Origin of the sequence: Fictibacillus sp. UD, from assembly GCF_043558025.1 — a bacterium.
Lineage (GTDB): Bacteria > Bacillota > Bacilli > Bacillales > Fictibacillaceae > Fictibacillus.
Window position 1 is genome coordinate 17,768 of sequence record NZ_JARUHH010000012.1, and the last position, 24,107, is coordinate 41,874.

Below are 24,107 nucleotides of genomic sequence, written 5' to 3' on the forward strand. Positions count from 1 at the left end.
TGAGTTTGAAAGGATGGTTTCCATGCATACGATGTGGAAAGGTGCAATCAGCTTCGGTCTAGTAAACATTCCGATTAAGCTGTTTGCTGCTACTGAAAATAAAGATATAAAAATGAGGTATCTTCACGAAAAGTGCCATAGTCCTGTTCAATATGAAAAGATCTGTCCTGTTTGTGAAGAAACTGTAGATTCAAAGGAAATTGTTAAAGGGTATGAATACGAACCAGGGAAGTTTGTCGTAGTAGAAAAGGAAGAATTAGACGAGCTAGCTGGTGTATCTGATAAATCCATTGAAATCATTGATTTTATCCAGTTAGATGAGATCGATCCCATTTTTTATAATCGTTCCTATTTCATCGGCCCTGGAGAAAATGGTACAAAATCATTTGCTCTTCTTAAGAAAGCAATGGAAGATACGGGGAAAATCGGGCTAGCTAAATTTACTTTAAGATCCAAAGAACATCTTGCTGCAGTTCGTGTTTATAAGAATGGTCTTGTTTTGGAGACGATTTTTTATCCAGACGAAGTTAGAAATGTTGACCATGTACCTGGTTTAACAGACGATGTTTCACTAAATGATAAAGAAGTTGAGATGGCAAAACAGCTGATTGAACAATTAACGTCTCCGTTTGAACCAGAAAAATATGAAGATGAATACCGTGAAGCCGTTCTGGAATTGATCAACAGCAAGATTTCTGGTGATGAAGTAAAAGTAGCTAAAGAAAAACCAAAAACCAATGTTGTGGATCTTATGGAAGCACTTCAAGCATCCATCAATGAAAGTAAAGGGAAAGATTCTGAAGATAAAGGAAAGAAAACGAAAGAAGCGTCATCTAAGAAAAGTACTGACGAAACAAAACCCAAAAAGAAAAAATCATCCGCAAAAAAGAAAGCTAGTTCATGATCAGTACGTTTTTAAAACCCATGCTCCCTTCTCTCTCAACCGATTTACCTAAAGGTGAGAATTGGGTATATGAAGTGAAATATGACGGGTTCAGATGTCTTTTATATTGGGACGAATCCTCCATCATCATGACTTCTAGAAACGGTCACAACCTTCATACTATTTTCCCAGAGATCCCTAATCGCTTAAAGCATTTTGAGGGAGACATTAAACACCTTTTTCCCCTTTTAATTGATGGAGAGCTTTGCATACTTGAAAGTCCTTTTAAAGCGAGCTTTGAACAGATTCAAAAAAGAGGAAGACTCAAACAAAGTGATAAAATTAAACAGGCATCTGAACTCTTCCCTTCATCTTATTGTGCGTTTGATCTACTCGCGATGGAAGGCAAGTATATATATCAGCAGCCCTTTTTAGAAAGAAAAGAAAAGCTGCAGCATCTCCTTCAAATGCTTGAGGTTTCAGTAAATGAAGTATCACTTACAAGCCGTATGAATTATGTTCCTTTTACTTCTGACATAATAATGCTGAAAAAGACGGTTCAAACATACAAAAGTGAAGGGATTGTGGCAAAGGATATTAGTAACAAATGGTCACCCGGAGTAAGGGCTAATAAATGGATTAAAGTGAAAAACCTTATAATAAATACATTTTTCGTCCTTGGCTATGATACGGAGAACGGCTTTTTCCATGTAGGTGTTATAAAAGATCATACCATTTTCTCTACAGGATTGTTTTCTCATGGAATTTCTCCTGAAGAGAAAGAAGCATTGATTCAGATTGTGAAAAAAAATCAAAACGGAAAATCGGGTTCTCTCATTTTGATAGAACCTTCAATTTGCGTAGACATTTCCTATTTGGAGCTGTATAAGAACCAACTAAGACAGCCTAGGTTTGTATCTTTCCGATTTGATGTAAATTGGGAGGAATGCACATGGGAAAGCCTGCAAAAGAACAATTAAACCTAAACGTTAACGGTGAAGTTGTCACTTTGACTAGCCCTGATAAGCCACTTTGGCCAGAACTCGGTATTGTGAAGGTAGAATATATTAATTATTTGACTCAAATCGCTCCCTATATGCTCCCTTTTTTAAGAGACCGAGCTTTAACCGTTATTAGGTATCCTCATGGCGTTGGTGATGAGCGATTTTATCAAAAAAATTGCCCGGATTATGCTCCAATCTTTGTAAACACCGTGAAGGAAGATGACATCAATTATATCGTGTGCAACAACTTGCCGACTTTATTGTGGCTCGGAAATCAGCTAGCCTTTGAGTTTCACATACCTTATCGAACAGCAAGTACGAGTTATCCGTCAGAAATCGTTATGGATCTAGACCCTCCTTCCAGAAATGAGTTTCATCTATCTGTTGAAGCAGCTATTATGATTAAAGAAATTTGTGACAAGTTAAACCTTACTACATTCATTAAAACGAGCGGAAATAAAGGTATGCAAATATACATACCGCTACCAGATGATCGGGTAACTTTTGACGATTCCCGCCGATTTACAGAGTTCCTTGCTCATTATCTGATTCAGCAAGAGCCTAAATGGTTTACAATTGAACGATTGAAGAAAAACCGAGGAAACAGATGTTATATAGACTATATTCAGCATGCGGAAGGTAAAACCATTATTGCCCCTTATTCTGTAAGAGGTAATGAAGACGCTCTTATTGCTACACCATTATACTGGCATGAAGTGAATCAGACTTTAAAACCCGAAATGTTCCCTTTAAACGTAATACATGATCGATTGAAAGAAGTTGGCGATCCATTTAAAGACTTCTTTAATGCCAAAAGTAATCAGCCGATTTTGCCTGTCATAAAAGCACTAAAAGAAAAAAGCCTCTAAGAAGATAAGAGAATCTATCTTCTTGAGGCTTTGTTTTTTTATTTGCCTGTTTTCGTAAAGTTGTTAGTGTAAGTGGTTGATTTCCGTTCCAGGTGCTCGCTTTCCGCGGGCAGGCGGTGAGCCACATTTGTACGTTTCACTCTTAAGTGTCTCACCTGCCCGCCTGTCCCGCAGGAGTCTCGTCCCTTACACTCCAATCAACTGTCACAGAAGAAAAAAAATGAAAGCAGCTTTCCTTCTTAAAACAGCATTTTATTTAGACTGTTTTTGCAAACTATGTTGCTTTTGGAAGTGATTGATCCCGTTATAGTATGCTCGCTTTCCGCGATGCCAGCGGTGAGCAACATTTTAGAAAACAGCCTTTATTTAACACTGCTGCAAGTCTGTCGTTTCACTAATTCAAATGGTACGACAACTCGCTTTGCTGGTTTATCAGGTGAGTTAATGCATTCTAGCAATCCTTTAGCAGCTTCATAACCGAGTTTAAATATATTAATATCTACAGAAGTTAATGAAGGTGATGAGAGTTCGGACAACATAACATTATTGAAACTCAATAATGATATATCTCCAGGAACACTTACTCCTAGTTCATTTAGTGTACTTAGTACGCCAAATGACATAACATCATCAATTACCAAGAGTGCGGATGGAGGCTCTTTTAAAGCGAGAAGCTCTTTAACCGCTTCCTGCCCTCCTTCTTTTAGGAACTCCTCATGCACAATATATTCGTCTTTGTAAGGAAGCCCTGCGTTTCTAATGGCTTTTTCGTATCCCAATAACCGGTCAATGGTTACTACTAAATTAAGATTTCCACCTACAAAACCAATTCGTTCATGTCCGAGTGAAATCAGATATTCCGTCATTTCTTGTGCTGCCTTAAAGTTATCATTATCAATATGAGTAATGTTTTCCGCGTTCTTAAACGGCTTACCGATTACGGTAAACGGAAATTTCTGTTCTTGCAAATAGCACATGATTCGGTCATCCACACGGGAATATAACATCACGATCCCATCAACACGGCGTCCTTGCACCATACGGACTACCCCTTCAAATATTTCATCTTCCGTATTTCCCGTTGACATATATAGAGCATATTCTTGTTCGTGAGCAATTGTACTGATCCCTCTGATTACTTCAGGAAAAAAGGGGTTTTGGAATGCTTTATCGGCTGAGCTTGGCATAACGAGTCCTATAGCCTGTGTGCTTCGGTTTGCTAAACTTCTAGCATTGAAGTTTGGATGATAGCCAAGATAGTCCATTGCTTCTTTTACTTTTCGTTTTGTTTTTTCTGATATGCGAGGGTTGTTCGCGATTACCCTCGATACGGTAGATGGAGCAACATCTGCTAATTTTGCTACATCTTTTATTGTAACTGACATGTTATAGTCCTCCTTTCAGACTATTTGGCTTTGTGTATACGCTTTCTTAATCCTACATAATTGTATAGAATTTGTAGTATAAAAGAAATATTAATTTTTACACATTGTAACGCTTGAAAGTGGTTGATTTTCGTTACAGGGGTTTCGCTTTCCGCGGGGCAGGCGGTGAGCCCCTTGCCGCTTTGCGCCCTAGGGGTCTCACCTGACCGCTTGTCCCGCAGGAGTCTCTTCCCTTTCACTCCAATCAACTTGCAAAAGAAGAGAAAAGAATATAACCAAAGAACCAATATTTTAAGAACGCCTTTTCCTTTTTAAAAATAGATATAGGATTATACCCATTGCAGCAATTAGTCCAATAGTTAGGAGATAAGTCCTCCATTGAGTGTCGGCCTTTTGCACAGCATATATCTGCGCTTTTTCTCCATCTAGAGTCAGGTCCACTTTGTTTTTCTTCACCTTAATTTCATCTTTAGATAGTAGACTTACTAGTTTTTTATTTTGTAAACCCTTATCTGCAAATGAGATGGTATTTTTCTTTTTGTCGTTGTTATAGACGATATACAATGTTTCATCTTTAAAAGAACGCTTAAAGACAGCAGTTCCGCCTTTATCTACCATCATGGAATAATCTCCTCGTCGAAGAGCAGGATGGTTTTGTCTAAGCTTTCCTAACTTGGCTGTGAAAGCTTCCATATTCTTATTTTGCGAAAAATCCATCATACGGCGGTTGTCAGGATCCTTAGCACCATCCATCATGTGTTCTGTTCCTTGGTAAAGGATTGGAATTCCAGGAGCAGTGTATAGATAGGTTAATGCCATCTTCAGTCTTTTCTCTGGATTTTCTTGCTTCAACAATACTTCACGCACGAAACGAATGTTGTCGTGATTATCAATAAAGTTACCTAGTGTGTAAGGATCTTCATAATAAAACTTGTTTCTTTCCCATACTGAATTCAATTCTGAAAGTGATTGTCCGCTTTGTCTAAATATACGAACCATTTCATTAAACAAAGGATAATCAACAAAAGATTCAATTCCTGCTTTGTTGTAATCTGCGATATATCTTGGATCGTTGTGCCACACTTCTCCAATCAAATAAAAGCCAGGCTTCGTTTGCTTAACCCGTTCAGAGAATTCCTTCCAAAAATCTTTCGGAACGTGTTTTACCGTATCTAAACGATATCCGTCAATATCCGTTTCTTTTATCCAATACTCCGCCATATCCAAAAGATAATTTCGTGTTTCTGCATTTTCAGTATTGAGATCAGGCAACCCTGCTAGCCATCCGTTTTCAACTTCTTGTTGGTTATCCCAGTTTCCGATCTCCATCTGTGGATGAAACCAGTCCTTTTTTTCTGCGTCATTTAACCAAGGGTGCTGATAGCCTGTGTGGTTCACAACTAAATCTAAAATAACTTTGATGTCACGATCATGAGCTTTTTTCACAAGCTTCTTTAAATCTTCCTTAGAGCCAAAATGCTCTTCCGTTTCGTAAAAGTCCTCAGTCCAGTAACCGTGGTACCCTTTTGGCTCATTTTTAACAACGGGTGTAAGCCAAATTGCTGTTACACCTAGGTCACTTAAATAATCAAGCTTTTCTGTAATTCCTTTAAAATCACCGCCGTGATAAGCGGCAGGATCATTTAGGTCTACTTCAAAGTCATTGCTTTTGTCACCATTCTGAAACCTGTCTACCATAATAAAGTAGATGGTTTCGTCTTTCCATGATCGCTCTTCCTTTTTTTCTGCAAGCGCTTTATTTTGAACAGATAAAAAAAGAAGAAACGACATAGCCAAGAACATCATTCTTTTGCCCATCGCCGTTCCTCCTAGAGTGCGTTGCTGTTTTTAACCTTTTGTACCACCGGCAGTAAGTCCAGAGATGAAGTAACGCTGCAATGATAAGAAAAGCAGACCAATCGGAATTGCTACTAAAACAGAACCTGCTGCAAAAAGTGTAAAGCTGTTTCCAAATTCATTCTTAATCATGTTAAACAAACCAACCGCAAGTGTCATCTTTTCATCTGAGCTGATCAGAATAGAAGCTAAGATAAAATCAGCGAACGGTGAAATGAAACTAAATAGTGCGATTACCGCAAGAATTGGCTTTGATAGCGGAAGAATGATCTGCCAAAAGATACGGAAGTGTCCAGCACCATCAATACGTGCAGATTCATCTAGTTCTTTTGGAATCGTATCATAATAGTTCTTCGCTAAGTACGTGTTCATCGGAATTAATCCACCCACGTAAACAAGTATTAATGCAAAGTGTGTATCAAGCAAACCTACTTGGTATGCAAGGATATAGATTGCCAAGATTGCTACGAATTGCGGAATCATCTGCAAGATTAAGAAAAGAAGCAATCCGTTCTTACGTCCAACAAACTTGTATCTTGAAAAGGCATAAGCTGTAAGGCCGATAAAGATAACAGAAAGCACCATTGTGATAAAGCAAATTTTCAGCGTGTTCCAGTACCAAATCAAGTAATCTGTTTCAGCGAAAAGCTTTTTATAATGAGTCAATGTTGCATTCTCAGGAATGATCGTTGAGCTCGATAAAGTGTTACCTGGGTTGAAGGAAGATCCAATTACCCAGAGAATCGGATAGATAACAATAGCAATAGCCGACAATAAAACTAGATAGGACAGAGTTAAACGAATTCTTCTTGCTGTTTTTATACTCATATTAAATCATTCCTTCGTCCTTAAATGATTTCGTTTTTCTAAACTGCCACAGGGCAAGTGAAACGATAATTAACGATAGTAATACAGTTACAGCTGCAGCCTTGCTATATTGAGCTGAAGTCATCGTTAAGTTATAGATCCATGAGATGAGGATATCTGTTCCTCCTGCATTTTGATCAGCTACTGCAGGACCACCGTTGTTAAAGAGATAGATAACGTTAAAGTTATTAAAGTTAAACGTGTATTGTGTAATCAAGATTGGTGCTGTTGTAAATAGAATCATTGGCAGTGTAATTTTACGGAACTTATCCAAGTTTGATGCTCCATCTACTGTCGCTGCTTCATACAGTTCACCAGGAATTGATTGAAGTACACCAGTCGTCATCGCCATGATGAACGGGAAACCTAGCCATGATTGAATAAAGATTAAAGCAATCTTCGTGTAAAAAGGATCTGTCATCCAAGGTATGGAATCGATTCCAAGTGGTGCTAAAATTGATTGGTTAATCGCCCCAAATGTGTCATTAAACAATCCTGAGAAAATTAAAATGGATACAAATGCTGGTACTGCCCATGGCAAGATCAAAAGTGTTCGAATAAGACCTTTAAATTTGATTTCCTTTTGGTTTAAAACCACCGCTAAGAAAATACCAACTGAAACTTGAAGCGTTGTTGCAGTGAAAGTCCAGATGATCGTCCAAGCAAATACAGAGATGAATGTTTCACGCCAAATATCTAATGAGAATATTTCAATAAAGTTTTTAAATCCTACCCAATCCACTAGTTTTGCTGGTGGAGAGTTATATAAGTTATAGTTCGTAAAAGCAAGAAGCAACATGAAAATAATCGGAAAAATGACTACAAAGATTAATAATAGGAATCCAGGACCAACCATTAAGTATGGGAATCCTTTATCGACTACATTGTGGTATTGCTCTTTTAGCGAGCTTAATTTCAAGCCATTATCACGCTTTTTCCCATTCTGGAAAGCATCATAAATGTTAAAAGAGTAAAAACCTAATCCGATCCCTACTACAAGTATCGATATAACCCCGTTTACTAACAAGAATATGGAGTGATCTCGAGGCACTTCAGTACCAAGTGTAACAATTCCCCAAAGTCCGATATTTAGAAAATCCAGAAACGCAATAAAATAACTTGCTGCTAAAATTAAGAATGCGAAACCTTTAACAAATTGTTTGTTATAAAATTGCCCCATTCCTGGAATGATGGACAGCAGAGCTGCCGTCTTACGATGTGTCATTACAGGGTTCCCCTTTCTTTTGCCCACTAACTGTTTTGTGTTTTGTTCGAAAGATCTTAGGACCCATTCACAAGCAAAATCTTTCCAACAAACACAATAGTTAGAGAAAGCAGTACCCGCGACTTTTGGGTACCGCTTTCCTCTAATTATTTATTACTTGCTGTGGTTTGCTTTAATGTTTTGTCCAATAGTCTTTACTGCACTGTCTAGAGCAGCTTTTGGCTCAGACTTACCAGTTGCAGATAATTGAAGTGCGTTTGCAGCTGGAGCCCAAACTTCTGCCATTTCAGGAATGTTAGGCATTGGAACTCCACGTTCTGATTGAACAGCTACAGCTTTAGCTGCTTCGTTATCTGCAATGATTGGGTCCTCCATTAGAGATACAACTGGAGGGATTTCTGCTGTTTTCTCGAAACGAGTTTTAGCACTCTCTTCGTTCGTGATAAACTCAACAAGCTTTGAAGCCCACTCTTTGTTTTCAGAGAATTGGCTTACATTATAACCTTTAACTCCGATGAACGTTTTTACATACTCACCGTTTGGAAGCTTAGGCATTGGCGCAACACCGATATCGATGCCAGCATCTTTGTAGCCTTGGAATGACCAAGGACCGTTCATTACAGAAGCAACTTTACCTTCTTGGAAAAGTCCGTCGATTGTTTGTCCAGCTTTTTCACCAATGATACCTTTAGGGAATAATCCATCCTTGTACCAGCTAGTAATGTAACTTAATCCTTCAACAGCACCTTCATTAGCAAGGCCAAGGTCTTGTGGATCTAGAGTACCGTTGTCGTCTTTAAATACATAGCTTCCGTATCCAGAAAGGACACCGTTTGCAAAGTAGAAGTCAGTCCAGTTTGCAAGGAATCCGTATTGTGCTCCACCTTTGTCACCCTTAGAGAAAGCAAGTACATCGTCTAAAGATTCTGGTGCTTCTGGCATTTGCTTTTTGTTATAGATGAAAACTGGTGTTTCAGTTGACTTTGGAAGACCATAAAGGTTTCCGTCATATGTTAATGCGTTAATTGAAGATTCAGTGTAAAGCTTTGTAACATCATCAGAAACTTCGATTGGTGCGATTAGTCCTTCAATTGCTAAAGGTCCAATACGGTCATGAGGAGTTGTGATAACGTCTGGTCCTTTTTTAGCTGGTCCATCAAGACGAAGCTTTTCTTGCTGGTCAAGCATTGGGATTTCTTTCATCTCAACTTTGATGCCGTATTTCTCTTCAAACTTTTTGATAGCGTCTTGAGTACCAGAACCTTTTTCTTGGTCTTCCCAGATCACTAATTTTTCAGGCTTGTCTGCCGCCTTTTCTTTCTTACCGCCAGTAGAAGAGCTGTCATCTTGCGGTCCGCAAGCAGCTAGAGCACTTGCAGCTAGAGCAAAAGTTAATGGTAATGCTAATAACTTTTTCATCAATTGTACCCCCTATTGTAATTGGAAATTCGAAGCATACAAACGTTTGCACAGATTAGCAAAAAAAATGATTTTCTGTCTTTTTTGAAGTTTTTCGCTGTTTATGAAAACGATTGCATTACGTGCTCAATTTCATTATACCTATGCTTTGAATTTTTACAATACTTTTTTAATTATTTTTGTTTTCGCTTTCATTTTTCTTGATTTATTTTATGTAAGCGGTTTATACTATCATCATTACAAGTTGAAGGCAATGTACGATCCTTATGCGGGTACAACCTAGGAAGTCTATAGGTTGTGCCCTATTTTTATTTTCTAGGATAATGAAGGGAGATTTAAATATGTTAAAAGAAGCAATCTATCACAGAGCAGGAAACAACTATGCGTATGCTTATGATGAGAAGACACTTCACATCCGTCTGCGCACCAAAAAAGGAGACGCTGATTCAGTTTCTTTAATCCATGGTGATCCATATGACTGGACAAAGGAAGGCTGGCAAACATCACAGACTCCCATGACATTAAGCGGTACAGATGAGTATTTTGATTATTACTTTATTGCGATAGAGCCCCCTTACCGCCGCTTGCGTTATGGATTTGAACTAAAAAGCGGTTACGAAACGCTGATCTATACAGAAAAAGGCTTTTATAAGGAAGCGCCATTTGATGACACAGCTTATTATTTCTGCTTTCCATTCTTAAATGGTATTGATGTGTTTCGTGCTCCTTCATGGGTAAAAGACACCGTTTGGTACCAGATCTTCCCTGAACGTTTTGCAAATGGTGACAAGAGCAACGATCCTGAAGGTTCTCTTCCATGGGCAAGTGAAGAACCGAAGTTTAACAACTTCTTCGGTGGAGATTTTCAAGGTGTGATCGATCATATTGACCACCTCGTCAAACTTGGTGTGACAGGAATCTACTTCACTCCTATCTTCAAGGCAAAATCTAACCACAAATATGATACGATTGATTACTTAGAAATCGATCCTCAGTTTGGTGATAAAGAAACGTTTAAGCAATTGGTAAAGATTTGCCACGAGAACGGTATAAAAGTAATGCTAGATGCTGTGTTCAATCATAGCGGATACTATTTTGAACCGTTTCAAGATGTATTAAGAAATCAAGAGAATTCTAATTATAAGAACTGGTTTCATTTAATAGAGTTTCCTATTCAAACAGAACCACGTCCAAATTATGATACATTTGCTTTTGAAAAATCTATGCCAAAATTAAATACAGAACACCCTGAGGTCCGAGATTATTTGCTAAAGGTTGCCCGCTATTGGATTGAGGAGTTTGACATTGATGGATGGAGACTTGATGTAGCCAATGAAGTGGACCACTCCTTCTGGAGAGAATTCAGAACAGCTGTTAAATCAATAAAACCTGAAGCTTATATCTTAGGAGAAATCTGGCATGATTCGATGAGCTGGCTGCAAGGCGATCAGTTCGATGCCGTTATGAACTATCCATTTACAAATGCAGCACTTGATTTTGTAGCGAAAGAAACAATCGATGCAAAAGTCTTTGCTGAGAAAATGACTTCTGTGCTCCATATGTATCCTGAGAACATAAATGAAGCTGCTTTCAACCTGTTAGGCTCTCATGATACGAAGCGTGTTCTAACATTCTGTGAAGAAAATAAAGATAAGATGAAGCTGCTTTTCCTTTTAATGCTAACGTCTAAAGGAACGCCTTGCATCTATTACGGTGATGAGATCGGCATGACTGGCGGTAATGATCCTGGCTGCAGAAAATGCATGGAATGGGAAGAAACGAAACAAGACTTAGATCTTTTCGGCCATATCCAATCTCTGCTGTCGCTTCGTAAAGAACATAAAGTTTTAGCTAACGATGGTGAAATAAAGTTCATATCTGCAGAAGGCAAAACTCTTGTATACGAGCGATCCACTGATGAAGAAAGTGTGCTGATTCTTTTGAATGCTAGTGATAAAGATAATGAGCTCTCATTTGAAATTCCTAAAGGCTACGTCCACCTTTTTGGCTCTGCCTTTACAAAATCGTTGCCTGCATATGGCTTCAGTATGTACAGAAAAATATAGTAATTTTTGCATAGTAGCTGGACATTCTTTAGCTTTGCCTCATTGAAAAGTTGCTTGGAGTGGAAGATGCGAGACTCCTGCAGGACGAGTGGTCAGGTGGAGACTCCTAAAGGCGCAAAGCGGCAGGAGGCTCACCGGACGCCCTGCGGAAAGCGAGCATCTGAAACGGAGAGCAACTCCTTTCAAAATACTACAAAGCAAAATCAACCACCCCCTTACCCTAAACAGTAAGGGGATTTTATTTCGGTTACTTAACTTTCCTGCTACAATAGGAAAATATTCAATCAACACGATGGAGAGGGATGTACATGAAAGGAAACAATGCCGCAAAGCTTTCCCTTTTTGCCATTACGTGGCCGATTTTTATAGAAATTATGCTTCATATGTTAATGGGTAACGCGGATACACTTATGCTTAGTCAATATTCGGACCATTCAGTAGCTGCAGTTGGCCTTACCAACCAGCTGTTATCGATCGTAATCGTCATGTTTGGTTTTGTGGCTACAGGTGCAAGTGTCGTCATCGCACAAGCGATTGGAGCTAAACTGCAGAGAACCGCAGCTGAAGTTGCAGTTGTTGCGATAATGGGAAACTTGCTTTTTGGATTGATATTAAGTGCCATATTAGTAATCTGGGGAGATGTGTTTTTAAGATGGATGAACACACCACCTGAATTAATGGCTGAAGCATCCAGCTACCTTTTGATTGTTGGAGGATTCTCATTTATTCAATCTGTCATTATGACGATAGGAGCTGCTATCAGAAGTTATGGATTTACGAAAGATGCAATGTATGTCACGATCGGCATGAACATCTTAAACGTATTTGGTAACTATTTATTTATTTTTGGAGCGTTCGGTTTCCCTGTTTTAGGAGTTGAAGGTGTAGCGATCTCAACTTCTGTCAGCCGTTTTCTAGGTTTAGTGGTGATCCTTTATCTATTATTTAAGCGATCTTCTATTCCTCTTCCTTTTTCGAGCTCTATTAAATTGTTCCCTCTGCACATTAAGAGCGTCTTAAAAATCGGATTGCCTTCTGCTGGCGAGCATCTTTCGTACAGCGGATCTCAAATGCTGATTACGTTTTTTATTACGCTGATCGGAACAACTGCACTGACAACGAAGGTTTATACATTTAATATCATGATGTTTATCTTCCTGTTTGCGGTTGCGATTGGGCAAGGTACACAGATTTTAATCGGTCATTTAATTGGTGCTAAATCGTATGATTCTGCGTATAAAATGTGTTTGAAAAGCCAGACGTACGCCATGATCATTAGCTTTTTGATGGCTGGGATTGCTTCTCTGTTTGCAAAACCGCTTCTTTCCATATTTACAGATAACCCTGAGATTATTAGAGAAGGTACCTTGTTGTTGTACTTAACATTGTTACTTGAACCAGGTCGTTCTTTTAACCTTGTTATTATTTCAAGTTTACGTGCGGCTGGTGATGTTAAGTTTCCAGTTGTAATGGGCGTCATTTCCATGTGGGGTGTAAGTGTACCTCTCGCCTACCTTTTAGGCATTACGTTTGATTTAGGCTTAGTTGGGATTTGGCTTGCGTTTACAGCAGACGAATGGCTTCGAGGGTTGTTCATGCTTTCGAGGTGGCGAAAGAGAAAATGGCAAAAACAGCATATCATACAAAGAGAAGCCACTGCCTAGATAGGTAAAAACCGGAAAACATGACGTTTTCCGGTTTTTTATTTAATCAACTATATTAATGTGATAATCAGTTAACCAGCTATCTATTTGCGCAAGGTGCGCCATTAGCTGTGGTCCTGTCATCAACTGGCCAAACCATGGCTCTTTAAAAGTTTCCCCGTTCGTATCAATGATCTCTTGCACTTTTTTGCGGTTTAGCACTTCAAAAAGTGGTGAATCCTTTTTCGAAACGATAGATTGCAGCCAGTCTTTAACTCCATTCGTATAATCTGGATGGAACGTTTTAGGATACGGGCTCTTCTTGCGGTACAATACATCTTTCGGTAGAAATCCTGTTAATGCTTTTCTCAGGATCCCCTTCTCTCTTCCGTCTAACATCTTCATGTCCCAGGGAATGTTCCATGCGTATTCTACAATTCTATGATCGGCAAACGGTACCCTTACCTCTAATGAAGCTCCCATACTCATACGGTCTTTTCGATCTAAGAGTGTAGTCATAAACCAAATCATATTGAGATAAAAAATTTCGCGGCGTCTAGCTTCTAACTTTGTCTCTCCATCCAGTACTGGTGTCTCATTCACCGTTTCTTCGTATCTTTGCTGAACATAAGATGCTAGATTCAGTTTTTTAGACCAAGAATCTTGCAGCAAATTTTGACGGGCTTCTGTTGAACGCATCCAAGGAAACATCGGACGGTTTAAAAGCTCTTCTTTATGAAACCATGGATATCCGCCAAAGATCTCGTCTGCACATTCACCCGACAATGCAACAGTAGACTGGAGTTTAATTTGCCGGCAGAACCATAATAATGAAGAATCTACATCAGCCATTCCCGGGAGATCACGAACCGTTACAGCTTCTCGCAAATGATTGATTAATAGATCATTGTCGATCACACAGCTATGATGAACAGAACCTGTCGCTCCCACCATTTGATTGATCCAGTACGCATCTGAATTCGGCTGGTAGTCGCTTGCTTTGAAATATTTATCATTGTCTACATAGTCGATGCTGAACGTGTGAAGTTCACCTTTATTTTCTTCTTTAAAATAATTTGCCGCGATTGCGGTTATTGCACTGGAATCCAGTCCGCCTGAAAGAAAAGTACAAACAGGTACATCTGCTACTAATTGCCGAGTAACTGCATCATTTACAAGATACCGTACATTTTCGATCGTATCATGGAGCGAATCTTGGTGAGGTTTGCTCTCAACGTTCCAATAGCGCCAAATCTTTAATCCGTTTTTCGTATACGTTGCTGCATGTGCAGGACGCAGTTCTTTTATGCCTTTATAAACCCCGTTACCTGGTGTTCGAGATGGTCCAAGGCCAAATACTTCCTGCAAACCTTCCCGGTCAACTTCAGCCTTAATGTCAGGATGAGCTAATATTGATTTTATTTCAGAACCAAATAGGAACATGCCGCCTTGTTCTGTGTAAAAAAATGGTTTTACTCCTAAACGGTCTCGGGCAACAAATAAACTTTGCTTCTCTTCGTCCCAGATGCCAAACGCAAAGATTCCGTTAAATTTTTCAATACAGCTTTCTCCCCATTCTATATAGGAAAATAGCAGAACTTCGGTGTCAGAGTGCCCCTCGAAACGATAGCCTAGTTGTAAAAGCTCTTTCCGGAGATCTTCAGTATTGTACAATTCACCGTTGTAGCAAAGGGTATAGTTTGTTTTGTTCTTTGACCTTGTCATTGGCTGAACGCCGCCTTCAATATCAACAACGGCTAATCTAGCGTGACCAAAGCCAGCATGTGTGGTGCTCCAGACATTAAGTGCATCTGGCCCTCTTTTAGATAAAGGTGTCGCCATTTTAATTAAAATATTTTTTTCTTTAATGAGGTTACGATTCCAATCTGCCCAACCCGTTATTCCGCACATTGGTTTCATCCTTTCTATACAAACTCCATTTCTAGTACGTATGCCCATTACTCAGCATATGCTTTTACCCCTGTATGGGTGTTACTGAAAATATTTGTGCATAATCTCCCAATTTGTATATAATGAATACATATTTCAGAAGATAAAGGTGATTATTGGATGCCACAGTCGAAGTTTTTTCGTATCGGTTACGGTTTGCTCCTCATTTTTCTTATTATTTTAGTCGGAACAAAGATTGATTTTATTTTCAGACCCATCGTCGTTCTTGTACAAACGTTATTTTTTCCGTTTTTGCTAGGGGGGGTTCTATACTATTTGTTCCGTCCCGTTGTTCAGTTTTTACATAAACGAAACGTTCCAAAGGTATTATCCATCCTGCTCATTTATCTGCTTGCAATCGGACTTTTTGTACTATTGTTCTATTCCATTGGTCCAGTACTGCAGAGACAGGTAAGTAATTTAGTAGAAAATACCCCAGCTTTGATTGACGCTATTCGTTCAAAACTGAATGATCTGCAGCAAAACGAATGGGTAAATCGTTTCCAGGAAAGTGAACAATTTGATGTAAAAGAGATTTCGGATAAAGTGTCAGCTTATCTTTCCAACAGTGCTCAAACCATTGGAACGAACATCGCAAACTTTATCGGAATCATCACCAACATTGTTATGATTTTTGTCACGGTTCCGTTCATTCTTTATTACATGTTAAAAGAAGGCGAAAAAGCACCACAAATGGTGCTGCAAACGCTGCCTGAAAGACAGCGTAATAATGGAACAAAAATTTTAAAAGACATGGATATCGCGCTAAGTTCATATATTCAAGGTCAAATTTTAGTTAGTGTTTGCGTTGGAACAATGCTGTACATTGGATACCTGGTAATTGGAATTGAGTACTCTCTAATCCTCGCTATCATCGCCATGTTCACGAATGTTATTCCGTTCCTCGGTCCCATTATCGGAGTTGTGCCAGCACTTATCGTAGCAATCGTAGATTCTCCAGCTATGGTCATCAAAGTACTTGTCGTGATGGTAATAGCTCAGCAAATTGAAGGAAATGTCATCTCACCTCAAGTGATGGGTAAAAAGCTCGACATCCACCCCCTGACAATTATTTCAATCTTGCTTGTAGCTGGAAGTCTTGGCGGATTACTCGGGTTGATCCTCGCTGTTCCGGTATATGCTGTATTGAAGGTTATTGCGTTGGATACGTATAGACTCATTAATTTGAGAAGAACAAAAGAGTTATAGTACAAGAAATAATTGGAAAAAGCACTGGCTAATTAAGGGCCCGTGCTTTTTTTCGTGGATTATGATGATAGTTTCATATGGCGCTCGTATTTTTCATATGGCGCTCGTATTTTTCATATGGCGCTCGTATTTTTCATATGGCGCTCGTATTTTTCATATGGCGCTCGTCCAGCGTGCTGTCAGCCGCTGGACGAGCTTCAAAACAGTGGCTTCTCGAATATTGCAAAAGAAAAGCACACCATTTCAATAAAAATGGTGTGCTTCAAATCATTACTTTGCTTCTTGTGGCTCTTTATCGTAGATTGGAACCCAGCCTTCTTTTGATTTGAAAATTCTTACCGCTACTACTTTGCGGTCCGCTTGCAGTGTGAAGTAATGACGGAAGTTTTCTGGAACCGAGATCAAGTCTCCTGGCTCTAGTTCTACATCAAAAAACCTTCCGTTTGGCCCCTCAATGGCAAAAATCCCGTGTCCTGAAACGATAAAGCGAACTTCGTCATCTGTGTGGTGGTGTTCTGCTAAGAAATTTTTCAGAAGTTCATCTAAGTTCGGTGTTGCGTCAGAGAGGGAAATTACATCTTCAGTAACATATCCTCTGCGCTCAGAAATATCGTCGATCTCGCTGCGGAAAGTTTGAATCACTTCTGCTTTATCTTCATCACTTAACGCGTAGTTTTCGCGAAGATGTGCTGGAAGCTTTTCAATGTCCCATTTTTCGTAAATAACTTCCTGTGAGTTTAGATAAGCTTCTACTTCACTTTGGTTTTCAATTCTTTCGTTGTTATCATGAAATCTGAGTTGTGCCATTTTTAACGCCTCCAAATGAGTTATTTTTATTAAAAAAAGATAGAGTTTGCAGTTTTATGTGGTAAGAAAACAAAAACTCAAAAGCTTCTAGGTGCTTCTTCGCTTCAAATGCGTTTCTGCCCCATACGGTGATACCGTGATTTCGAATAAGTACTGCTTTCGTGTCAGGCTTTATTACTGCACCAACGGCTTCAGAAAGCTTTAATAAATCCGCATAATTTTCCACGATAGGAACAGTTATACTGCCATCTTCTTCCCATATTCCGAATGCTTTTATCAGCTCCTGACCTTGGAAAGTAATTTCCCCTTGATCTCCATACAACTCTGAGATCAAGTTGTTATCAACCGTATGAACGTGCAAACAGCAGCCAGCATCTGTTAAGCGATAGACTTCACAATGTATGCCTGTTTCTGCTGAAGCTTTAAGGTGAGTTTCATCAACTGGTCTGCCATACTCATCAACTAGAAGAAAGTCTTCAGAAGTACGTTTCGTTTTATCCTTTCCGCTTGCTGATACAAAAAAGGTAAGCGGTGATTCACTGACTTTTATAGATACATTACCGCTCGTGCCTGGAAACCAGTTCCGTGCTGCAAGTTCATCTTTAACATCAGCAAGCTCATTCCAGCGCTGTTGTTTACTCAACTTCGTACACCTCTTTTCTCCAATGCATGAATAATGTCATGAAACGTTTCAAAAGGTGTGTAAGAAATTTGGTTTTCCTCACATTTTTCAATCAGATAGTCTCTTGCAAAAACGAAGTCAGCTAATTTGGATGCTTGCAAATCGGTGATTGAATCACCAATTACAATTTTCTCTACATCTCTGTACTGATGGTCCAATCGACGAATGAAAGAAGGCTTGCAGCAGCCGCAATCGTTCGTACACAAATCATCACATGCGTTCGGCCACAGAATTTTTATCGTGTCACCTGAAAAGTTACTAGCATTGCAGATGATGTGCTCACGCTCAATTTTGTTTTCCAGGACAGGATGGACAAAAAAATCAATTCCCCCGCTTACGATATAAAGCGGTATGTTTTCAGCTTTGGTAAAATCAATAAACTCCTGAAAGCCGTCTCTAATCTTGGAACGGGTTAATACGAATTCAATAATTTCTTGCTTTTTATCTGAAGAAATTCTTGAAAACATCTTTCCGACTCCTTCACGGATGGAGATGGTTTCATTCAAAATATCTTTCACGATCGGTTGCCAGCCCTCAGGCGAAAACTCCTCCATGATCGCGACAATGTTATCCTTTTCGGTAACTGTGCCATCAAAATCGCAAAAAATTACAGATCCATTTCTAGTCATTTAACCGGCACCCCTCCCCATAGCTCAAGGGCTTTTTGAAGTTCAGCGTGTTTCTCTGCGTATTGTTCAAAGTCTTCACCTTTCACAACCGCATCTACAGCTTGACGGAACGCTCTTGCACCGCCTGCTGCTCCATCAGGATGTCCATGAATTCCTCCACCTGCATTAATGACGCTATCCACACCAAAATCGTTATATAGAACGGGTGTTAAACCTGGATGGATACCTGCTGACGGTACCGGGAATGACTTTTTCAGTGAAATGCCGTCTGTCGTTAATGAATCAGCTATGCTTAATGTTTCATTGCGATCGAGCGCCACACTTCCATATGGAGATGGGAACAACACAAGGTCAGCTCCAGCATAGCGAAGCAGTTTTCCTAGCAAAACTGAATACCCGATTCCGTAAAGGGAAGATGAGCCAATCGCTCCCGATAATGCCGGATGTGCCATGATTGGCAGCGGAATCTCTTTGTCCTCTGCCAATTCTTGCAGCACATCTGGCCCATAGGACAGAACGTTGAACAATAATGCATTCGCACCTAATTCTGCTGCACGTCTTGCTTTATGACGAAGCTCACTTGTTCTGCCTGTCAGGTTTACCGCGTAAAGTGTCTTTTCACCTGTACGATTCTGAACGGAATCCAACACTTCTTTTGCCGTCTTAATTCGTTCTTCAAAAGGAGTAAGCGGATTTTCAAACAATATCTCGTCATCTTTTACAAGGTCCACGCCGCCTAATGCCTGTTCATAAAGCTGCTGCTTGAAAAATGAAAGGTCTTTACCAAGAACTCCTTTAAAGATGCTCATTACAAGAGGGCGATCTTGAACACCAAGAATATCTCGTATTCCGGAAATACCGTATTTTGGACCTGGAAAACTTTGTTCTAACTGTTTATCAAATTCTAAATCTATCAGCTTGATCTCTCCATCTAAAGAAAGCTTTCCGAAAACTGTAGTAAGGATGGCCGGGAGATCGTTAGAAAAGTTGGCAGAAGGATACGAAATCTTTAGCAAACCTCTCGTTCTTTTGCTGCCTAGATACTGATCAGCAGCTGCATCTCCAGGAAGTTCAATTACTTCTTCAACGATTCCTTTATGTTTTAAAAGTTGATCCTGCTCGAGCTGAGGAAGATCTGTCCAGGAACCTACGGTCAGACCGAGTGCAATTCCTTCTGCTTTTTTCTCTAAGTTATCTTTTTTGTCATGTACTAAGTATGTGGCTGTAATTTTACTCATGTTGGTTTAACTCCTTTCAAACGTGCAAAAAGCCCCTTCACGAGGAAGGGGCGTCATAATAGTGACAGTTCCGCTTCCTCTTATCTCTCAGCCTGATTTCGTAAGGCTGCAAGAATTAGCACCGTTTTCAGCTAAATAAAAAAGCTGAATGGTTGCCGGGTTTCATCGGGCTAGTCCCTCCACCTGCTCTTAATAAGAGTGCAAATTGTTAGAATATAATTTTAATTGTGATTATGACAGTGCATGAAGAATCTGTCAACCCCAATTTCTTATAGACGATGTTCGATATACAACGAAGTTTTTGAATGAGGTTGATTTCCGTTTCAGGTGCTCGCTTTCCGCGGGGCAGGCGGTGAGCCACATTCGTAACGTTTCACTCTTAAGTGTCTCACCTGCCCGCCTGTCCCGCAGGAGTCTCCCACCTTCCACTACAACCAACTCGTCAATGTAGTATTTAAAAAAACGACTAAAAATCATTCATGAGAAATAAATCTTCTCTAAAAAATTTTTAAAACACCTTAGTGATTCTGTCAGCAGCTTCAATCAATCGTTCTTCTGACGTCAAAAGGCCAGCGCGGACATAGTTGTCGCCTTCACTTCCGAATCCGATTCCTGGTGCGACTACAACGTGGGCTTTCTCCAGCAAATAGTCTGCGAATGTTTCAGATGTGTATCCTTCTGGTACAGGAAGCCAGCAGAAAAATGATCCTTTTGGTGCTTCAACGTTCCATCCGTTTTCATTCAAACGCCCGATGAACGCATCACGGCGGCGTTCATAAGTATCGACCAATTCATCCACACATTGCTGTGATCCGTTAAGCGCTTCTGCTGCAGCATGCTGCACCGCTCCAAACAAGCTCACATAAAAATGGTCTTGCAGAAGATTAATAGATTCGATAACAGACTCGTTTCCGACAGCAAAACCTACCCGCCATCCTGCCATGTTGTACGTTTTTGAAAGCGTATAAATTTCGATCCCGACGTCTTTTGCTCCTTCAACTTGTAAAAAGCTTACTGGTTTTTCACCATCAAAACCAATCGCACCATACGCAAAGTCATGACAAACTAAAATATCATGCTTTTTAGCAAGCTCGATCGTCTCTTCAAAAAACGCTTCAGTTGCTACGCCGGCTGTCGGGTTATTCGGGTAGTTTAAAAACATAAGTTTCGCTGTATCAAGTACCGAATCTGAAAGTTCATCATAACGCGGCAAAAAATCGTTTTCTTGGCGAAGCGGCATCGTCTCCATTTTCGCTCCTGCCATCGCTACACCTGACCAATAGTCCGGATATCCTGGGTCCGGAACGAGCGCAACATCCCCTGGATTTAAATAGCACTGTGATAACTCTACTAAACCCACTTTTCCACCAAAGAGTACGGCAACTTCTTTCTCTGAATCGAGTGACACACCATATTCTCGTTCATAAAAATCTGCAGCTGCCTGCTTCAAAAATCCATGTCCGCGAAACGGTGAGTATTTATGATAATCAGGTCTGTCAGCCCCCTCTTTTAGAGCTTCAACAATATGCTGAGGCGTTGGCTGATCTGGATTTCCTTGTCCAAGATTAATAACGTCATAGCCTTGTTCTACATAGTGAGATACTTTTTTTACAAGCTTGGCGAAAAATTGCTCTGGCAGCTTCCCCATTACTTCGGCCTGTTCAAAACGTTTCACATCGATCACTTCCAGTCTAATTTGAATGTTCTTGAAATTCTAATCAGTTATGTTATACGCTTAAGGAAATTCTGTAAAGACTTTTTTACACGATGGGGGTCCAATTATGAAAATTGCCTGTATACAAGTAGATGTCCAGTATGGCAATCCTGATAAAAACTATGAACACATTGAAAATAAAATACGTGAGACGGTAAATGCGCATCATCCTGATACGATTATTCTGCCAGAACTTTGGGATACAGGATATGACTTAACTCGCTTAGATCAGATTAGTGATCACTATGGAGAGCGTGCTAAAAACTGGCTAAGCAAACTATCAAAAGAGCTTAATATTAATATTGTCGGTGGATCTGTCGCGTTTCGGGACGGCAACTCTGTATACAATACATCCCTTACTTTTAACCGAAACGGAGAGCATATCGGCACTTATTCAAAGGCTCACCTGATTACGCTAATGGAAGAAGAGAAATACATCTCACCTGGAAAAAACAGCAGTCTGTTTACAATTGACGGCAATCTTTCTTCTGCTGCAATCTGTTATGACATTCGTTTTCCAGAATGGATTCGTGCACCGTTTGTTAATGGAGCAAAGATTTTGTTCGTTCCGGCACAGTGGCCGATCCAAAGACAGACTCACTGGAGAGCACTTCTTATCGCGCGTGCTATTGAGAATCAATGCTATGTTGTCGCGTGTAATCGTGTCGGGAAAGATCCAAACAACACGTTTGCTGGTCAATCCATGATTATTGATCCTTGGGGAGATATCATTGCTGAAGCTTCTACCCATAGTGAGGAGATTCTGACAGCAGATATTTCTCCGAGTTTAGTAGACGAGGTCCGTTTGAAGGTTCCAGTATTTAACGATCGACGAACCGATCTTTATTAATTTTTTTAAAAATTTGTTGTTGACAGACCTTCCTATCACGTTGTAGTATAACGATTATGAATTGCGCGAATATTAACACGCATTAAAAAAACGAATAATTTGGTCTCTTATCAAGAGCAGGTGGAGGGATATGGCCCGATGAAACCCAGCAACCGACCGTAATACCATTGTGAGATGGGGCGCCCGCATTATACGGGGAGCCGCTGATATGATTTCAGCGTATGGCACGGTGCTAATTCCGGCAAAACAACATGTTTTGCTAAGATAAGAGGCGCGGGAGAACTAACATTCCGAGCCTCTTTTCTTATACGAAAAGAGGCTCTTTTTATTTGTATCTATTCTATTCTTAGAAATTGCTTGTGATGGTTTAGCAAATTCTCTTCATTGCAAGTTGATTGAAGTGTAAGGTGCGAGACTCCTGGAGGATAAGCGGGACAGGTGAGACACCTATGTGCGCAACGCGCAGAGGTGGCTCACCGCACGCCCCCCGGAAAGCGAGCATCCTGTAACGGAAATCAACCACTTTCAAGAGCAACAATGCTATACAAAAACAGCTTTTTATTTCAAATAAATTCCGGGGGGAAACAAAAAATGAGCGTACAAGTAAAACCTACATATGAACCGTTAAACGAACTAACAGTCCTTGAAGTCGTGAAGCCTCTAGATTTCTTTGATGAAGCTGAACAAAACAGCTTGTCTGTTAAAGAAATCGGTGATGGCAACCTTAATTTAGTTTTTCATATCGAAAACCCAGAATCAAAAAAAGCATTAATCGTTAAACAAGCACTTCCCTATGCAAAAGTGGTTGGTGAAAGCTGGCCCCTTACACTTGACCGAGCAAGAATTGAAAGTGAAGCTCTCTTAAAAGAAGCTGAATCGGTTCCACACCTCGTTCCAAAAGTTTATTATTCAGATTCAACATTAGCTGTTACGGTCATGGAAGATCTGTCGGATCATGTAATCCTTCGCAAAGGACTCATTGAAGGTCACACATACCCAACTTTGGCTGAGGATATTGGAACATTTGCTGCTAAAACAGCTTTTTATTCCAGTGATTTTTATCTGCATCCATTTGAGAAAAAAGAACAAGTTGGACGTTTTTCAAACCCTGAACTTTGCAAGATTACCGAAGATTTAGTGTTTACAGATCCGTTCTTTAATCATGATACGAACGATTTCCCCGCTGAACTTCAAAATGAAGTCGAAAAAATTTGGAATGACAAAGAACTGCTTAGAGAAGTAGCTCAACTGCGATTTACGTTTTTAACAAAAGCTGAGATCCTGCTTCACGGTGATCTTCATTCAGGCAGTATCTTCGTTAAAAATAATTCTACTAAAGTGATTGATCCTGAGTTTGCTTTCTACGGACCTGCTGGTTTCGATATCGCTCACTTTATAGCGAATCTAGCTCTTAACCATCTGTCACAGAACGCTCATGCAAAAGAGCCGTTCAATCGTGAATCTTTACAGTCTTACCTTTTACAAACGATCGAGAAGACGTGGAATACGTACAGCGAAACATTTACACAGCTGTGGAACGAGAAAGCGACGGATCCTTTTGCTAAGACAGAAGGCGTTTTAGAGAACTTCTTACAAAAAACGTTCCAAGAAGCAATCGGTTATGCAGGCTGTGAAATCATCCGAAGAACAATCGGTCTTGCCCATGTTGCAGACCTTGACACCATTCCGCAAAAAGAAGTGGAACTGTTTTATAAGAAAAAAGCATTAGAGCTTGGAAGTGCTCTTATTAAAAACCAAAGTAAAATTACAAACATCACAGAATTGACTGACTTGATTAGAGGTGCTTAAG

21 protein-coding genes and 2 riboswitches are annotated in these 24,107 nt (G+C 39.9%); of the genes, 9 read left to right on the plus strand and 12 right to left on the minus strand.

The features are described 5' to 3' along the window. The first annotated feature begins 22 nt into the window (after positions 1-22). From P8610_RS15755 to ligD, 3 genes are read left to right on the plus strand one after another with little or no spacing between them, the layout of a single operon-like run. The gene (locus tag P8610_RS15755) at positions 23-904 is read left to right on the plus strand and encodes a Ku protein (protein ID WP_394605175.1); all 882 of its coding nucleotides are present in this window, start codon (positions 23-25) and stop codon (positions 902-904) included. Beyond that, complete coding sequence (locus P8610_RS15760; protein WP_394605176.1) at positions 901-1,863, plus strand: RNA ligase family protein; 963 nt, start codon at positions 901-903, stop codon at positions 1,861-1,863. The genes P8610_RS15755 and P8610_RS15760 overlap by 4 nt, the downstream gene beginning before the upstream one ends. After that, a complete protein-coding gene (ligD, locus tag P8610_RS15765; protein ID WP_394605177.1) occupies positions 1,836-2,756 on the plus strand; it encodes a non-homologous end-joining DNA ligase in 921 nt (306 codons plus the stop codon). The genes P8610_RS15760 and ligD overlap by 28 nt, the downstream gene beginning before the upstream one ends. A 38-nt stretch (positions 2,757-2,794) precedes the next feature. Here ligD and P8610_RS15770 read toward each other — a convergent pair whose 3' ends face one another. The 6 genes from P8610_RS15770 to P8610_RS15795 form a co-directional block, all read right to left on the minus strand. Next, positions 2,795-2,953, minus strand: a complete 159-nt coding sequence (locus P8610_RS15770; RefSeq protein ID WP_394605178.1) for a hypothetical protein — start codon at positions 2,951-2,953, stop codon at positions 2,795-2,797. 165 nt (positions 2,954-3,118) lie between these two features. Then, a complete protein-coding gene (locus P8610_RS15775) occupies positions 3,119-4,141 on the minus strand; it encodes a LacI family DNA-binding transcriptional regulator (RefSeq protein ID WP_289495945.1) in 1,023 nt (340 codons plus the stop codon). A 291-nt stretch (positions 4,142-4,432) separates the two neighbouring features. After that, positions 4,433-5,959: an alpha-amylase family glycosyl hydrolase gene (locus P8610_RS15780; protein ID WP_394605179.1), complete on the minus strand. Its 1,527-nt coding sequence runs from the start codon at positions 5,957-5,959 to the stop codon at positions 4,433-4,435. A 30-nt stretch (positions 5,960-5,989) separates the two neighbouring features. Continuing rightward, a complete protein-coding gene (locus tag P8610_RS15785) occupies positions 5,990-6,826 on the minus strand; it encodes a sugar ABC transporter permease (RefSeq protein ID WP_066246030.1) in 837 nt (278 codons plus the stop codon). A gap of 1 nt (position 6,827) precedes the next feature. Next, positions 6,828-8,090, minus strand: a complete 1,263-nt coding sequence (locus P8610_RS15790) for a sugar ABC transporter permease (RefSeq protein WP_394605180.1) — start codon at positions 8,088-8,090, stop codon at positions 6,828-6,830. A 153-nt stretch (positions 8,091-8,243) separates the two neighbouring features. Beyond that, positions 8,244-9,509 carry an extracellular solute-binding protein gene (locus P8610_RS15795; protein WP_289495948.1) on the minus strand — a complete coding sequence of 422 codons (1,266 nt, stop codon included), beginning with the start codon at positions 9,507-9,509 and terminating at the stop codon, positions 8,244-8,246. A 341-nt stretch (positions 9,510-9,850) separates the two neighbouring features. Between P8610_RS15795 and P8610_RS15800 the strand changes: the two genes are divergently transcribed. From P8610_RS15800 to P8610_RS15810, 3 genes are all read left to right on the plus strand, one after another. After that, complete coding sequence (locus tag P8610_RS15800; RefSeq protein WP_394605181.1) at positions 9,851-11,575, plus strand: alpha-glycosidase; 1,725 nt, start codon at positions 9,851-9,853, stop codon at positions 11,573-11,575. Positions 11,576-11,641: 66 nt separating this feature from the next. Continuing rightward, a complete protein-coding gene (locus P8610_RS15805) occupies positions 11,642-11,806 on the plus strand; it encodes a hypothetical protein (protein WP_394605182.1) in 165 nt (54 codons plus the stop codon). Between the two features lie 77 nt (positions 11,807-11,883). After that, positions 11,884-13,239: an MATE family efflux transporter gene (locus tag P8610_RS15810; RefSeq protein ID WP_394605183.1), complete on the plus strand. Its 1,356-nt coding sequence runs from the start codon at positions 11,884-11,886 to the stop codon at positions 13,237-13,239. 42 nt (positions 13,240-13,281) lie between these two features. Here the strand turns inward: P8610_RS15810 and asnB are convergent, their stop codons facing one another. Continuing rightward, positions 13,282-15,129 (minus strand): asparagine synthase (glutamine-hydrolyzing), encoded by a 1,848-nt coding sequence (gene asnB, locus P8610_RS15815; protein WP_394605184.1) that lies wholly within the window; start codon positions 15,127-15,129, stop codon positions 13,282-13,284. A gap of 159 nt (positions 15,130-15,288) precedes the next feature. On the opposite strand from asnB, the gene P8610_RS15820 reads away from it, so the two are divergent. Next, on the plus strand, positions 15,289-16,377 hold the full coding sequence (locus P8610_RS15820) for an AI-2E family transporter (protein WP_394605185.1): 1,089 nt from the start codon (positions 15,289-15,291) through the stop codon (positions 16,375-16,377). A 270-nt stretch (positions 16,378-16,647) separates the two neighbouring features. On the opposite strand, the gene P8610_RS15825 is transcribed toward P8610_RS15820, so the two are convergent. The 5 genes from P8610_RS15825 to P8610_RS15845 form a co-directional block, all read right to left on the minus strand. Further along, positions 16,648-17,184, minus strand: a complete 537-nt coding sequence (locus P8610_RS15825) for a 1,2-dihydroxy-3-keto-5-methylthiopentene dioxygenase (protein ID WP_289495952.1) — start codon at positions 17,182-17,184, stop codon at positions 16,648-16,650. Next, complete coding sequence (locus P8610_RS15830) at positions 17,162-17,827, minus strand: methylthioribulose 1-phosphate dehydratase (RefSeq protein ID WP_394605186.1); 666 nt, start codon at positions 17,825-17,827, stop codon at positions 17,162-17,164. The genes P8610_RS15825 and P8610_RS15830 overlap by 23 nt, the downstream gene beginning before the upstream one ends. Further along, positions 17,824-18,495 (minus strand): 2-hydroxy-3-keto-5-methylthiopentenyl-1-phosphate phosphatase, encoded by a 672-nt coding sequence (locus P8610_RS15835; RefSeq protein WP_394605187.1) that lies wholly within the window; start codon positions 18,493-18,495, stop codon positions 17,824-17,826. The genes P8610_RS15830 and P8610_RS15835 overlap by 4 nt, the downstream gene beginning before the upstream one ends. Beyond that, positions 18,492-19,733: a 2,3-diketo-5-methylthiopentyl-1-phosphate enolase gene (locus tag P8610_RS15840; protein ID WP_394605188.1), complete on the minus strand. Its 1,242-nt coding sequence runs from the start codon at positions 19,731-19,733 to the stop codon at positions 18,492-18,494. Before P8610_RS15840 ends, P8610_RS15835 begins: the two co-directional genes overlap by 4 nt. A gap of 77 nt (positions 19,734-19,810) precedes the next feature. Next, a riboswitch (SAM riboswitch) is annotated at positions 19,811-19,932 on the minus strand. Positions 19,933-20,241: 309 nt separating this feature from the next. After that, the gene (locus tag P8610_RS15845; protein ID WP_394605189.1) at positions 20,242-21,408 is read right to left on the minus strand and encodes a pyridoxal phosphate-dependent aminotransferase; all 1,167 of its coding nucleotides are present in this window, start codon (positions 21,406-21,408) and stop codon (positions 20,242-20,244) included. A gap of 106 nt (positions 21,409-21,514) precedes the next feature. Here P8610_RS15845 and P8610_RS15850 point away from each other — a divergent pair, with 106 nt between their 5' ends. Both P8610_RS15850 and mtnK read left to right on the plus strand, forming a co-directional pair. Beyond that, entirely contained in the window at positions 21,515-22,297 is a 783-nt protein-coding gene (locus P8610_RS15850; RefSeq protein WP_394605190.1) for a carbon-nitrogen family hydrolase, read from the plus strand. Between the two features lie 104 nt (positions 22,298-22,401). Then, positions 22,402-22,568, plus strand: a riboswitch (SAM riboswitch). A gap of 320 nt (positions 22,569-22,888) precedes the next feature. Continuing rightward, entirely contained in the window at positions 22,889-24,106 is a 1,218-nt protein-coding gene (gene mtnK / locus P8610_RS15855; RefSeq protein ID WP_394605192.1) for an S-methyl-5-thioribose kinase, read from the plus strand. Position 24,107: the final 1 nt, after the last annotated feature.

Bases quoted from the DNA above. Each gene is read 5' to 3' on its own strand.
- P8610_RS15755 (WP_394605175.1), top strand. From the start codon at position 23: ATGCATACGATGTGGAAAGGTGCAATCAGCTTCGGTCTAGTAAACATT.
- P8610_RS15760 (WP_394605176.1), top strand. From the start codon at position 901: ATGATCAGTACGTTTTTAAAACCCATGCTCCCTTCTCTCTCAACCGAT.
- ligD (WP_394605177.1), top strand. From the start codon at position 1,836: ATGGGAAAGCCTGCAAAAGAACAATTAAACCTAAACGTTAACGGTGAA.
- P8610_RS15775 (WP_289495945.1), bottom strand. From the start codon at position 4,141: ATGTCAGTTACAATAAAAGATGTAGCAAAATTAGCAGATGTTGCTCCA.
- P8610_RS15780 (WP_394605179.1), bottom strand. From the start codon at position 5,959: ATGGGCAAAAGAATGATGTTCTTGGCTATGTCGTTTCTTCTTTTTTTA.
- P8610_RS15785 (WP_066246030.1), bottom strand. From the start codon at position 6,826: ATGAGTATAAAAACAGCAAGAAGAATTCGTTTAACTCTGTCCTATCTA.
- P8610_RS15790 (WP_394605180.1), bottom strand. From the start codon at position 8,090: ATGACACATCGTAAGACGGCAGCTCTGCTGTCCATCATTCCAGGAATG.
- P8610_RS15795 (WP_289495948.1), bottom strand. From the start codon at position 9,509: ATGAAAAAGTTATTAGCATTACCATTAACTTTTGCTCTAGCTGCAAGT.
- P8610_RS15800 (WP_394605181.1), top strand. From the start codon at position 9,851: ATGTTAAAAGAAGCAATCTATCACAGAGCAGGAAACAACTATGCGTAT.
- P8610_RS15805 (WP_394605182.1), top strand. From the start codon at position 11,642: ATGCGAGACTCCTGCAGGACGAGTGGTCAGGTGGAGACTCCTAAAGGC.
- P8610_RS15810 (WP_394605183.1), top strand. From the start codon at position 11,884: ATGAAAGGAAACAATGCCGCAAAGCTTTCCCTTTTTGCCATTACGTGG.
- asnB (WP_394605184.1), bottom strand. From the start codon at position 15,129: ATGTGCGGAATAACGGGTTGGGCAGATTGGAATCGTAACCTCATTAAA.
- P8610_RS15820 (WP_394605185.1), top strand. From the start codon at position 15,289: ATGCCACAGTCGAAGTTTTTTCGTATCGGTTACGGTTTGCTCCTCATT.
- P8610_RS15825 (WP_289495952.1), bottom strand. From the start codon at position 17,184: ATGGCACAACTCAGATTTCATGATAACAACGAAAGAATTGAAAACCAA.
- P8610_RS15835 (WP_394605187.1), bottom strand. From the start codon at position 18,495: ATGACTAGAAATGGATCTGTAATTTTTTGCGATTTTGATGGCACAGTT.
- P8610_RS15840 (WP_394605188.1), bottom strand. From the start codon at position 19,733: ATGAGTAAAATTACAGCCACATACTTAGTACATGACAAAAAAGATAAC.
- P8610_RS15850 (WP_394605190.1), top strand. From the start codon at position 21,515: ATGAAAATTGCCTGTATACAAGTAGATGTCCAGTATGGCAATCCTGAT.
- mtnK (WP_394605192.1), top strand. From the start codon at position 22,889: ATGAGCGTACAAGTAAAACCTACATATGAACCGTTAAACGAACTAACA.